Here is a 12,512-nt window from a genome sequence, read left to right as displayed (position 1 = left end):
AAAACTCCCATTCAGGACCGACCCTCCCGCCGACGACGCGCGGGAGGCGCAGGAGGCACCGTGCTCAGTGCGTTCGCGCGGGCGTTCCAGACGCCCGACCTGCGCAAGAAGCTGCTGTTCACGCTGGGCATCATGGTGCTGTTCCGCCTGGGCTCACACATTCCGATCCCCGGCGTGAGCTTCACGGCCGTGAACGAGTGTGTGAAGGACACCAAGAACAACGGCCTCTTCGGGCTCGTCAACCTGTTCAGCGGTGGCGCGCTCCTCCAGCTGACGATCTTCGCGCTCGGCATCATGCCGTACATCACCGCGAGCATCATCCTCCAGCTCCTCACGGTCGTGATCCCGCGACTGGAAGCGCTGAAGAAGGAGGGCCAGGCCGGCCAGACGAAGATCACCCAGTACACCCGCTACCTGACCATCGCGCTCGCCGTGCTCCAGGGCACCGGCATCGTGGCGACGGCCTCCAGCGGCGCGCTGTTCTCCGGCTGCCCGGTGGGCAACCAGATCGTCCCGGACACGAGCGTGTTCCGGATCGCCGTCATGGTGATCACGATGACCGCCGGCACCACGGTGATCATGTGGCTGGGCGAGCTGATCACGGACCGCGGCATCGGCAACGGCATGTCGCTGCTGATCTTCACCTCGATCGCCGCGCAGTTCCCGTCCTCGATGTGGGCGATCAAGGGCTCCGGCACCATCGGTGGCGGCTGGGTCGAGTTCCTGTCCGTGGTCGCGGTCGGCATCATCGTTGTGATGCTGGTCATCTTCGTCGAGCAGGCCCAGCGCCGGATCCCGGTGCAGTACGCGAAGCGGATGATCGGCCGGCGGGCGTTCGGCGGCACGTCGACCTACATCCCGCTCAAGGTGAACCAGGCCGGTGTCATCCCGGTCATCTTCGCCTCGTCGCTGCTGTACATCCCGGCCCTGGTGGTCCAGCTGACCGGTAGCCAGTCGGGCTGGGCGGTGTGGGTCACCCAGCACTTCGTCAAGGGCGACCACCCGATCTACATGGCGACCTACTTCCTGCTGATCGTCTTCTTCGCCTTCTTCTACGTCGCGATCTCCTTCAACCCCGAAGAAGTTGCCGACAATATGAAGAAGTATGGTGGCTTCATCCCGGGCATCCGGGCCGGCCGACCGACGGCCGAGTACCTGAACTACGTGCTGACCCGAATCACGTGGCCGGGTTCGCTCTACCTGGGCCTGATCGCGTTGATCCCGATGATCGCCCTGGTCGCCTTCGGACAGCAGACCAACTTCCCGTTCGGCGGCACCAGCGTGCTCATCGTCGTCGGCGTCGGACTCGAAACTGTGAAGCAGATCGAGAGCCAGCTCCAGCAGCGCAATTACGAAGGGTTCCTCCGCTGATGCGTATCGTCCTCGTTGGTCCTCCCGGGGCCGGGAAGGGTACTCAGGCGCACCTGCTCGCCAAGACCCTGTCCATTCCCCACATCTCCACCGGCGACCTGTTCCGCGCCAACATCGGTCAGGGCACCCCGCTGGGGCTCGAGGCCAAGAGCTACATGGACGCGGGCCGTCTGGTGCCGGATGAGGTCACCATCGGGATGGCCAAGGACCGCATGCTCCAGGAGGACGCCGCAGGCGGCTTCCTGCTCGACGGCTTCCCCCGCAACCTCGGCCAGGCCAAGGCGCTCGACGAGTTCCTCGTCGAGCAGGGGATCAAGCTGGACGGCGTGCTGGACCTGGAGGTCCCCGAGGACGAGGTGGTCCGCCGGATCGCCGGCCGCCGCCTGTGCCGCAACGACGGGGGCCACGTCTTCCACGTGGACTACAACCCGCCGAAGGCCGCGGGCGTCTGCGACGAGTGCGGCGGCGAGCTGTACCAGCGCTCGGACGACACCGAGGACAAGGTGCGCACCCGGCTGGAGGTCTACCACACGGAGACCGAGCCGATCATCGACTACTACGTCCAGCAGGGCCTGGTGGCGACCATCTCGGCCCTCGGCAAGGTGGACGAGGTCACCCGGCGCGCGATCGAGGCGCTGAAGCAGGACAACTGAGTTTCCCGGCGACGCCGTACGGCCGCGCTCCCCGATCCCGGGCGGCGCGGCCGTACGGCGTCGTACGGTGGTAGGCAGTGGCAAACAGAACGTGGAAGGCGTGACCAGATGGTGGAGATCAAGACCCCCGAGCAGATCGCGAAGATGCGAGCGGCCGGGCTGGTCGTCGCCGAGGCGCTGAAGGCCTGCCGGGAGGCGGTCGCCCCGGGGGTGACCACCCAGGAGCTCAACGACATCGCGGACAAGGTCATCACCGACCACGGTGCGACCTCCAACTTCCGCGCCGACCACGGCGGTCTGTGGTTCCCCGGGGTGATCTGCGCCTCGGTGAACAACGAGGTCGTGCACGGCATCCCCGGTGACCGGGTGCTCCAGGAGGGCGACGTCATCTCGATCGACTGCGGCGCCATCCTGGACGGCTGGCACGGCGACGCGGCGATCACCGTGGCGGTCGGCGAGGTCCGTCCCGAGGTCGAGATGCTGAGCCGGGTGACCGAGGGCTCGATGTGGGCCGGTATCGCCCAGATGAAGAAGAACAACCGCCTGGTCGACGTCTCCAAGGCGATCGAGGGCTTCATCCGCCGCCAGCCGCTGCCCCCCAAGGGCAAGTGGGGCATCACCGAGGGCTACGGCGGCCACGGCATCGGCACCGCGATGCACATGGAGCCGCACGTGCTGAACTACGTCGAGCGCGGCCGCGGCAAGGGCCCGAAGCTGATCCCCGGCACCGTGCTGGCGATCGAGCCGATGGTCTCGCTGGGCACCCCGCACACCGCCGTGTTGGAGGACGACTGGACGGTCGTCACCAACGACGGCACCTGGGCCTCGCACTGGGAGCACTCGGTGGCCGTCACCGAGCAGGGCCCGCTGGTCCTGACGGCCTTCGACGGCGGCAAGGCGGAGCTCGCGAAGCTGGGCATCACCGCCGCCCCGGACCCGCTCGGTTAGTCTCACGACGGTCGGCTGAGCGGCCAACTTCCGCTGCTGACAAGGGATCAGGGCCCTGGGGGTTTGGACCCCCAGGGCTTTTGTCCTATTTTTATCGGCTGGCAGCGGCTTCAGTAGCGGCTTCAGCAGCTTCGATCGATCGGGAGAGTGCAGTGCTCAAGGGATTCCGCGACTTCATGATGCGCGGCAACGTGGTCGACATGGCGGTCGGCGTCGTCATCGGTGCCGCGTTCACCGGCGTGGTGACCGGCTTCGTGTCGGCCTTCCTCACCCCGCTGGTCGGCGTCGTGGTCGGCGCGGCCGGCGACTTCAGCTCGTACAAGGCGACGGTGGCCGGGGTCACCTTCCCGTACGGCCAGTTCCTCAACGTGCTGATCGCCTTCGTGATGACCGCGGCGGTGCTGTACTTCTGCGTCGTGCTGCCGGTCACCAAGGCGACCGCGCGGTACCTGCCGAAGAAGGCGAAGACCCCCAAGCGGCCCTGCCCCGAGTGCCTGACCGAGATCCCCGAGGCCGCCCGCCGCTGCGCGGCCTGCACCGCCCACGTCGAGCCGCTGAAGGTCACCGCCGGGTTCTGACCCGCCGGGACCAGCCGGAACGTCACGGTGGCCGCCTTCGGGGGATCTCGTTTTGGCCCACCGGGCGCGCTGGCGTAGGATGGACCGTCGGCTCACTCGTAGCGTGCTTCAGCACGCCCTCTTCCCTTCGGGGGCGGGGTGAACCCAGGTTCGCACGAGCGTGCCGCATACGGTAGCCGGTCCCGGAAGGTGGATCTCGCAGTTCATGGCTAAGAAGCAAGGCGCCATTGAGATCGAGGGCACCGTGATCGAGTCTCTTCCGAACGCGATGTTCAGGGTCGAGCTGCAGAACGGTCACAAGGTCCTCGCGCACATCAGTGGCAAGATGCGCATGCACTACATCCGCATCCTGCCGGACGACCGGGTCGTCGTGGAGCTCAGCCCCTACGACCTCACGCGCGGGCGGATCGTCTACCGCTACAAGTAAGAACGTCAGATCTAGACCCGGAGAACCTGAACATGAAGGTCAAGCCGAGCGTCAAGAAGATCTGCGACAAGTGCAAGGTGATCCGCCGCCACGGCCGGGTCATGGTGATCTGCGACAACCTGCGCCACAAGCAGCGCCAGGGCTGATCTCTCCCCAGCATTTCTCGTAGTACTTCGCGCGACGCGAAAACGTCATAAGCGGGCTACCCGATCCGCCCCCACGAAGGGACGGACTGCCACCCCCGGTCAGAGGCCGGGGCTCCATCGTCGAGAGGCGAAGGAGTAGGTAGCACGCAAGACCTCTGAAAAAGCACAGGAGCCTTGAATGGCACGCCTCGCCGGCGTTGATCTCCCCCGTGAGAAGCGGATCGAGATCGCCCTTACCTACGTGTACGGCATCGGCCGTACCCGCGCCCAGCAGACCCTGGTCGAGACCGGTGTCAACCCGGATGTCCGCGTTCGCGACATCTCCGAGGAAGACCTCGTGAAGCTGGGCCAGTACATCGACGCCAACTACACGGTCGAGGGTGACCTCCGCCGTGAGGTGGCCGCCGACATCCGCCGCAAGGTCGAGATCGGCTGCTACGAGGGTCTGCGTCACCGCCGTGGCCTGCCGGTCCGCGGTCAGCGCACCCACACCAACGCGCGTACCCGCAAGGGCCCGCGTCGCGCGATCGCCGGCAAGAAGAAGCCGGGCAAGAAGTAGTCCGTCCCGTAACCGGACATCCCTCCGGCCCGCGGGTCAGCGGACCGACCACCTCAGTAGGAGAACAGACTTATGCCCCCCAAGGGTCGTCAGGCTGCCGGCGCGAAGAAGATCCGCCGCAAGGAAAAGAAGAACGTCGCTCACGGCCACGCGCACATCAAGAGCACGTTCAACAACACCATCGTTTCGATCACCGACCCCGCGGGCAACGTGATCTCCTGGGCCTCCGCCGGTCACGTCGGCTTCAAGGGCTCGCGCAAGTCCACCCCGTTCGCCGCGCAGATGGCCGCCGAGGCCGCTGCCCGTCGCGCGCAGGAGCACGGCATGCGCAAGGTTGACGTCTTCGTCAAGGGTCCGGGCTCCGGCCGCGAGACCGCGATCCGCTCGCTCCAGGCCACCGGCCTGGAGGTCGGCTCGATCCAGGACGTCACCCCCACCCCGCACAACGGCTGCCGTCCGCCGAAGCGCCGCCGCGTCTGACGCAGCGCCTTCGGGCTCGCAGTACCTGCTTTGAACCTTCGTACGGGGTCCCACGCGGTGATTCGTCGCTGTTCGCGGGACCCCGTACGCTTGGTCCTGTCGGCATCAAATAGTGGGTGCCGAAGACAACTGGAGGAATACCCCCCATGCTTATCGCTCAGCGCCCCTCGCTGACCGAAGAGGTCGTCGACGAGTTCCGCTCGCGGTTCGTGATCGAGCCGCTGGAGCCGGGCTTCGGCTACACCCTCGGCAACTCCCTGCGCCGCACGCTCCTGTCGTCGATCCCGGGTGCCGCTGTCACCAGCATCCGCGTCGACGGCGTCCTGCACGAGTTCACCACCGTGCCGGGCGTCAAGGAGGACGTGACCGACCTCATCCTCAACATCAAGCAGCTGGTCGTCTCCTCGGAGCACGACGAGCCGGTCGTGATGTACCTGCGCAAGCAGGGCCCGGGTGTCGTCACCGCCGCCGACATCGCCCCGCCGGCGGGTGTCGAGGTGCACAACCCGGAGCTGGTCCTCGCCACGCTGAACGGCAAGGGCAAGCTGGAGATGGAGCTGACCGTCGAGCGCGGTCGCGGCTACGTCTCCGCCGTCCAGAACAAGGCCTCCGGCCAGGAGATCGGCCGCATCCCGGTCGACTCGATCTACAGCCCCGTGCTGAAGGTCACCTACAAGGTCGAGGCCACCCGTGTCGAGCAGCGGACCGACTTCGACAAGCTGATCGTCGACGTCGAGACCAAGCCCGCCATGCGTCCGCGTGACGCCATGGCCTCGGCCGGCAAGACCCTGGTGGAGCTGTTCGGTCTCGCCCGCGAGCTGAACATCGACGCCGAGGGCATCGACATGGGCCCGTCCCCGACGGACGCCGCCCTGGCCGCCGACCTGGCGCTGCCGATCGAGGAGCTGGAACTCACCGTCCGCTCCTACAACTGCCTCAAGCGCGAGGGCATCCACACCGTGGGTGAGCTCGTCGCCCGCTCCGAGGCCGACCTGCTCGACATCCGCAACTTCGGTGCGAAGTCGATCGACGAGGTCAAGGCGAAGCTGGCCGGCATGGGCCTGGCCCTCAAGGACAGCCCGCCCGGGTTCGACCCGACCGCCGCCGCCGACGCCTTCGGCGCCGACGACCTGGACGACGCGGGTTACGCCGAGACCGAGCAGTACTAAGAGATTTGGCCGCGGGGGCGGTTCCACCGGACCGCCCCCGTCGTCGTGAAAGTCGTCCGGGCAACAGTGCCCGGACGCCCGCTGCGGTACCTGATACGGCCGTAGTCGGAGATTCAAGGAGTCATCCATGCCGCGTCCCACCAAGGGTGCCCGCCTCGGCGGCGGCCCGCACCACGAGCCGCTGCTGCTCGCCGGTCTGTGCCGGGAGCTGTTCCAGTACGGCCGCATCACCACGACCGAGGCCAAGGCCCGTCGGATGCGCCCGCTGGCGGAGAAGCTGATCACCAAGGCGAAGAAGGGCGACATCCACAACCGTCGCCTGGTGCGCAAGACGATCACCGACATCGCCGTGCTGCACACCCTCTTCACCGAGATCGCGCCGCGCTACGAGAACCGCCCGGGTGGTTACACCCGTATCACCAAGATCGGTCCCCGTCGTGGCGACAACGCCCCGATGGCCGTGATCGAGCTGGTCGAGGCGCTGACCGTCGCGCAGACCGCCGTCGGCGAGGCCGAGGGCGCCACCAAGCGCGCCGTCAAGGAGGCCGACGCCAAGGTCGAGGCCAAGGCCGACGAGGCCGTCGAGGCCGAGCAGGCCTGACACCGCTAGGTGTGGTCGCGGGCCCGCTCTCCCATCCGTGGGGGAGCGGGCCCGTTCCTTCTGTCTGGAGTGGATTGTGGTCAACGATTGCGCCGAGCAGCCGCCGGTGAAGGACGGCCCGGCCGACGGGTGCGTCCGGGTCCGGCTCGATCTCGCCTACCAGGGCGCCGAGTTCTCCGGCTGGGCCCGCCAGCGCGGCGGCCGCCGGACGGTCCAGGAGGAGATCGAGAGCGCGCTGCAGATCGTCACCCGCAGCCCCGAGCTGTTCCCGCTGACCGTGGCCGGGCGCACCGACGCCGGGGTGCACGCCCGCGGCCAGGTCGCGCACGTCGACCTGCCGGCCGAGCTGTGGGAGGCGCACCGCGAGAAGCTGATGCGCCGGCTGGCCGGCCGGCTGCCCGGGGACATCCGGATCTACCGGGTCGGCGAGGCGCCGGCCGGGTTCGACGCCCGCTTCTCGGCGATCTGGCGCCGCTACGCCTACCGGGTCGCCGACCACCCCGGCGGGGTCGACCCGCTGCTGCGCGGGCACGTGCTCTGGCACGACCGCCCGCTGGACGTCGACCGGATGAACGAGGCCGCGAAGCTGCTGCTCGGCGAGCACGACTTCGCCGCGTACTGCAAGAAGCGCGAGGGCGCCACCACCATCCGCACCCTGCTGGAGCTGCACTGGGACCGCGTCCCGGTGGACTCCTACGCCGCCCAGGAGGGCTCGCTGGCGGTCGCCACCGTCCGCGCCGACGCGTTCTGCCACAACATGGTCCGGGCGCTGGTCGGGGCGATGCTGCTGGTCGGCGACGGGCACCGGCCGGTGGAGTTCCCCGGCGAGGTGCTGGCCGGCGGGGTCCGCAACTCGGCCGTCAACGTGATCCGGCCGTACGGGCTCACCCTTGAGGAAGTCGGCTACCCGCCGGACGACCAGCTCGCCGAGCGGAACCGCCAGGCCAGGCGGCTGCGCACACTGCCCGGTCAGCCGCCCGTCGGGTAATCCGTTTGGGCCAGGCGCATCGGCTTGGGACAATCGTCCGCATGGGACACGTCGAGATTTCGCACCTGGAGTACTACCTGCCGGACGGGCGGGTGCTGTTCGACGACGCGTCCTTCCGGGTCGGTGAGGGCGCCGCGGTCGCCCTGGTCGGCGCCAACGGGGCCGGCAAGACCACCCTGCTGCGGATGATCGCGGGGGACCTCCAGCCGCACGGCGGCACGGTGACGATCAGCGGCGGGCTCGGCGTGATGCGCCAGTTCGTCGGCACCACCGGCCGCGAGGACGAGCGGGCCACCCCGGGCGCGCTGGCGCCGGACGCCTCGGTCCGCGACCTGCTGGTGTCCGTCGCCCCCGCGCGGATCGCCGTCGCCGCCCGCGCGGTGGACGCCGCCGAACTGGCGATGATCGCCCAGGACGACGAGAAGACCCAGATGGCCTATGCCCAGGCGCTCTCCGACTGGGCCGACGTCGGCGGCTACGACTACGAGACCGACTGGGACGTCTGCACCATGGCGGCCCTCGGGATGCCCTTCGACAAGGCCCAGTGGCGCGGCCTGAACACCCTCTCGGGCGGCGAGCAGAAGCGGCTCGTCCTGGAGGCGCTGCTGCGCGGCCCCGAAGAGGTGCTGCTGCTCGACGAGCCCGACAACTACCTGGACGTCCCGGGCAAGCGCTGGCTGGAGGAGGCCCTCAAGGCCACCTCGAAGACCGTCCTGTTCATCTCGCACGACCGCGAGCTGCTCTCCGAGGCCGCCGACAAGATCATTGCCGTCGAGTCCGGCGCGGCCGGGAGCAGCGTCTGGGTGCACGGCGGCGGCTTCGACAGCTTCCACGAGGCCCGCAAGGACCGCTTCGCGCGCTTCGAGGAGCTGGGCCGGCGCTGGGACGAGGAACACGCCAAGCTCAAGAAGCTGGTCGTCACCCTGCGCCAGGCGGCCTCCGTCAGCCACGCGCTCGCCACCCGCTACGCCGCCGCCCAGACCCGGCTGAAGAAGTTCGAGGAGGCCGGCCGCCCGGAGGAGCCCCCGCGCGAGCAGAGCATCACCATGCGGCTCAAGGGCGGGCGTACCGGCGTGCGCTCCTTCACCGTGGAGCAGCTGGAGCTCACCGGCCTGATGAAGCCCTTCGACCTGGAGGTGTTCTACGGCGAGCGGGTTGCCGTGCTCGGCTCCAACGGCTCCGGCAAGTCGCACTTCCTGCGGCTGCTGGCGGGCGACGAGAGCGTCGCGCACACCGGCACCTGGAAGCTCGGCGCCCGGGTCGTCCCCGGTCACTTCCGGCAGACCCACGCCCACCCGGAGCTGTTCGGCCGGACGGTGCGCTCGATCGTCGAGGAGGAGCACGCGCTCAGCCGCAGCGCCGCGATGGGCGCGCTGCGCCGCTACGAGCTGGACCGGCAGGAGGAGCAGAAGTTCGAGTCGCTGTCCGGTGGGCAGCAGGCCCGGCTGATGATCCTCAAGCTCGAACTCTCCGGCGTGACGGCCCTGTTGCTCGACGAGCCGACCGACAACCTGGACCTGGACAGCGCCGAGGCGCTGCAGGCCGGGCTGGAGGCCTTCGACGGCACCGTGCTGTGCGTCACCCACGACCGCTGGTTCGCCAAGACCTTCGACCGCTACCTGGTGTTCGGCGCCGACGGCCGGGTCTACGAGTCGCCCGAGCCGGTCTGGGACGTCAGCCGGGTGGAGCGCGAACGCTGAGTGACGGCGGGGGTGGGGGAAGCCGATTTTTGACCCCCACCCGCCCGCCCGGTAACCTGGACGCTTGATGTGCGTATTGGCTCGCTCTATCTCACGTGAGAGGTCGGTACGCCGGAGACATCAGGTTCGACGACCAGCGGTCCCCCTTGAATTGCGTCCAAGGTTGACCAGGCTGCTCTGCCGTCCCAGGTGCTCCTGTCAGGACTCACTCACTGAAAAGCGAAGGCATACGACCGTGCGTACGTACAGCCCCAAGCCCGGCGACGTCCAGCGTCAGTGGCACGTCATCGACGCGAACGACGTCGTGCTCGGCCGCCTGGCTTCCCAGGCCGCCAACCTCCTCCGGGGTAAGCACAAGGCGATCTACGCGCCGCACGTTGACACTGGTGACTTCGTCATCATCATCAACGCCGACAAGGTGCACCTGTCCGGTAACAAGAAGACCCAGAAGCTGGCCTACCGCCACTCTGGCTTCCCGGGTGGTCTGCGGTCGGTGCGCTACGACGACCTGCTGGCGAACAACCCGGAGAAGGCCGTCGAGAAGGCCATCAAGGGCATGATCCCCAAGAACAGCCTGGGCCGCCAGATGCTCTCGAAGCTGAAGGTCTACTCGGGCGACCAGCACCCGCACGCTGCCCAGCAGCCGGTGCCGTTCGAGATCACCCAGGTCGCGCAGTAATTCGGCCACCAAGCCCCCCAACACTGAAAAGAGCTGAGGAACACCGTGGCCGAGACCACTGAAACCACCGAGACCCTTGAGGTCGACTTCGACGAGGCCGTTGAGGCTGTCGAGGGCGAGTACACCTCCGAGGGCGAGTACACCTCCGAGTCGCTGGCCGGCCGCTTCGGCGAGGCCATCCCGGGCGCCGGCCTCGGCCGTCGCAAGGAGGCGATCGCCCGCGTGCGCATCGTCCCCGGCACCGGCCAGTGGAAGATCAACGGTCGCACCCTGGAGAACTACTTCCCCAACAAGGTGCACCAGCAGACCGTGAACGAGCCCTTCAAGCTCCTCGAGCTTGACGGCCGTTACGACGTCGTCGCCCGCATCTCCGGTGGCGGCGTCTCCGGCCAGGCCTACGCGCTGCGCCTCGGCGTGGCCCGTGCCCTGAACGAGGCCGACGTGGACAACAACCGCGGCGCGCTGAAGAAGGCCGGCTTCCTGACCCGTGACGCCCGCGCCGTCGAGCGCAAGAAGGCCGGTCTCAAGAAGGCCCGCAAGGCGCCGCAGTACAGCAAGCGCTAATCGCGCCCCTGGGGGTGCGGCCCGCCCTGGCGGCGCACCCCCTGGTTGCGCGAACCGTCGCCCCGGAGTACCACGTGTACTCCGGGGCGACGTGTTCCCCGGCTATCGTGCGGCGGCCGGGTGCCATCGGTTGGGTTCCGAGCAGTGGTGATGGAGGACGGGACAGTGGGACGACTCTTCGGTACGGACGGCGTGCGCGGGGTGGCCAACGTGGGCCTGACGGCCGAGCTCGCGCTCGGGCTGTCGGTCGCGGCGGCCCATGTGCTCGGCGAGGCCGGCGCCTTCGAGGGCCACCGGCCGGTCGCGGTGGTCGGCCGGGACCCGCGTGCCTCGGGCGAGTTCCTGGAGGCCGCCGTCATCGCCGGCCTGGCGAGCGCCGGCGTCGACGTGCTCCGGGTCGGCGTGCTGCCGACCCCGGCCGTGGCGTACCTCACCGGCGCGCTCGGCGCCGACTTCGGCGTGATGCTCTCCGCCAGCCACAACGCGATGCCCGACAACGGCATCAAGTTCCTCGCCCGCGGCGGCCACAAGCTGGACGACCGCATCGAGGACGCGATCGAGGCCCACTACCGCACGCACACGCTCGGCAGCGAGGACTGGAACCGGCCGACCGGCGCCGCCGTCGGCCGGGTGCGCGAGTACACCGAGGGCTTCGACAAGTACGTCGCCCACCTGATCGGCGTGCTGCCCAACCGCCTCGACGGCATCAAGGTCGTCATCGACGGCGCCCACGGCGCGGCCGCCTACGTCGCCCCCGAGGCCTTCGCCCGGGCCGGCGCCGAGGTCGTCCACACCCTGGGGGCGGAGCCCACCGGCCTCAACATCAACGACGGCGTCGGCTCCACCCACCTGGACCGGCTGCAGGCCGCCATGACGGAGTACCGCGCCGACCTCGGCATCGCCCTCGACGGCGACGCCGACCGCTGTCTGGCCGCCGACGCCGACGGCAACGAGGTGGACGGTGACCAGATCATCGCCATCCTGGCCGTCGCCATGAAGGACGCCGGCACCCTGCGCCGCAACACCGCAGTGGCCACCGTGATGTCCAACCTCGGCTTCAAGCTGGCGATGGAGCGCGAGGGCGTCGACCTGGTGGAGACCGCCGTCGGCGACCGCTACGTGCTGGAGGCGATGAAGGAGCACGGCTTCGCGCTGGGCGGCGAGCAGTCCGGCCACGTCATCCTGCTCGACCACGCCACCACCGGCGACGGCACCCTGACCGGCCTCATGCTGGGTGCCCGCCTGGCCAGCACCAAGCAGCCGCTGGCCGACCTGGCCGCCGTGATGACCCGTCTGCCGCAGCAGCTGATCAACGTCAAGGGCGTCGACAAGAGCCGGGTGAACACCAGCGTCGAGCTGGCCGCCGCGGTCGCCGAGGCCGAGGCCGAACTGGGCTCCACCGGCCGGGTGCTGCTGCGCCCGTCCGGCACCGAGCCGCTGGTCCGGGTCATGGTCGAGGCCGCCGACCCGGTGCAGGCCGAGTCCGTCGCGCAGCGGCTGGCCGAGGCCGTGCGGACGCACCTGGGCTGAGCCCGGCACGACGGAAGGGGGCCCCCCCCCGGCGGGGCCCCGTCCCTCGCAACGGTGTCAGAGCTTGCGCAGCAGCGCCCCGCGGACCGTGTGGTGCGCCCCCATCAGGAGGATCAAGG

General features: G+C 69.0%; 15 protein-coding genes. All 15 read left to right on the top strand.

Annotation, left to right across the window (positions count from 1 at the left end; genetic code table 11):
• Positions 1-60: 60 nt before the first annotated feature.
• Entirely contained in the window at positions 61-1,371 is a 1,311-nt protein-coding gene (gene secY / locus ACFVHI_RS13620) for a preprotein translocase subunit SecY (protein ID WP_063348973.1), read from the top strand.
• Complete coding sequence (locus tag ACFVHI_RS13615; RefSeq protein WP_063348974.1) at positions 1,371-2,024, top strand: adenylate kinase; 654 nt, start codon at positions 1,371-1,373, stop codon at positions 2,022-2,024. Before secY ends, ACFVHI_RS13615 begins: the two co-directional genes overlap by 1 nt.
• A gap of 108 nt (positions 2,025-2,132) precedes the next feature.
• The gene (gene map / locus ACFVHI_RS13610; protein ID WP_063348975.1) at positions 2,133-2,972 is read left to right on the top strand and encodes a type I methionyl aminopeptidase; all 840 of its coding nucleotides are present in this window, start codon (positions 2,133-2,135) and stop codon (positions 2,970-2,972) included.
• A gap of 152 nt (positions 2,973-3,124) precedes the next feature.
• Entirely contained in the window at positions 3,125-3,550 is a 426-nt protein-coding gene (gene mscL, locus ACFVHI_RS13605; RefSeq protein WP_063348976.1) for a large conductance mechanosensitive channel protein MscL, read from the top strand.
• Between the two features lie 205 nt (positions 3,551-3,755).
• On the top strand, positions 3,756-3,977 hold the full coding sequence (infA, locus tag ACFVHI_RS13600) for a translation initiation factor IF-1 (RefSeq protein ID WP_014047798.1): 222 nt from the start codon (positions 3,756-3,758) through the stop codon (positions 3,975-3,977).
• Positions 3,978-4,009: 32 nt separating this feature from the next.
• Positions 4,010-4,123, top strand: coding sequence for a 50S ribosomal protein L36 (rpmJ, locus tag ACFVHI_RS13595; RefSeq protein ID WP_003956441.1), 114 nt, complete (start codon positions 4,010-4,012; stop codon positions 4,121-4,123).
• 178 nt (positions 4,124-4,301) lie between these two features.
• Entirely contained in the window at positions 4,302-4,682 is a 381-nt protein-coding gene (gene rpsM, locus ACFVHI_RS13590; RefSeq protein WP_063348977.1) for a 30S ribosomal protein S13, read from the top strand.
• Between the two features lie 72 nt (positions 4,683-4,754).
• The gene (gene rpsK, locus ACFVHI_RS13585; RefSeq protein ID WP_030232513.1) at positions 4,755-5,162 is read left to right on the top strand and encodes a 30S ribosomal protein S11; all 408 of its coding nucleotides are present in this window, start codon (positions 4,755-4,757) and stop codon (positions 5,160-5,162) included.
• 146 nt (positions 5,163-5,308) lie between these two features.
• Positions 5,309-6,331 carry a DNA-directed RNA polymerase subunit alpha gene (locus ACFVHI_RS13580; RefSeq protein ID WP_030232516.1) on the top strand — a complete coding sequence of 341 codons (1,023 nt, stop codon included), beginning with the start codon at positions 5,309-5,311 and terminating at the stop codon, positions 6,329-6,331.
• A 127-nt stretch (positions 6,332-6,458) separates the two neighbouring features.
• The gene (gene rplQ, locus ACFVHI_RS13575; protein WP_063348978.1) at positions 6,459-6,932 is read left to right on the top strand and encodes a 50S ribosomal protein L17; all 474 of its coding nucleotides are present in this window, start codon (positions 6,459-6,461) and stop codon (positions 6,930-6,932) included.
• Between the two features lie 76 nt (positions 6,933-7,008).
• Positions 7,009-7,920, top strand: a complete 912-nt coding sequence (truA, locus tag ACFVHI_RS13570) for a tRNA pseudouridine(38-40) synthase TruA (protein ID WP_244293441.1) — start codon at positions 7,009-7,011, stop codon at positions 7,918-7,920.
• A gap of 41 nt (positions 7,921-7,961) precedes the next feature.
• A complete protein-coding gene (locus ACFVHI_RS13565) occupies positions 7,962-9,620 on the top strand; it encodes an ABC-F family ATP-binding cassette domain-containing protein (protein ID WP_063348979.1) in 1,659 nt (552 codons plus the stop codon).
• Between the two features lie 235 nt (positions 9,621-9,855).
• Positions 9,856-10,299, top strand: coding sequence for a 50S ribosomal protein L13 (rplM, locus tag ACFVHI_RS13560; RefSeq protein ID WP_063348980.1), 444 nt, complete (start codon positions 9,856-9,858; stop codon positions 10,297-10,299).
• Between the two features lie 33 nt (positions 10,300-10,332).
• Complete coding sequence (gene rpsI / locus ACFVHI_RS13555) at positions 10,333-10,863, top strand: 30S ribosomal protein S9 (RefSeq protein ID WP_107452914.1); 531 nt, start codon at positions 10,333-10,335, stop codon at positions 10,861-10,863.
• Positions 10,864-11,028: 165 nt separating this feature from the next.
• Positions 11,029-12,393: a phosphoglucosamine mutase gene (gene glmM, locus ACFVHI_RS13550; protein WP_063348982.1), complete on the top strand. Its 1,365-nt coding sequence runs from the start codon at positions 11,029-11,031 to the stop codon at positions 12,391-12,393.
• Positions 12,394-12,512: the final 119 nt, after the last annotated feature.

Source organism: Kitasatospora sp. NPDC127121, assembly GCF_042677305.1.
GTDB lineage: Bacteria > Actinomycetota > Actinomycetes > Streptomycetales > Streptomycetaceae > Kitasatospora.
This window is presented reverse-complemented; position numbering and strand designations above follow the sequence as displayed.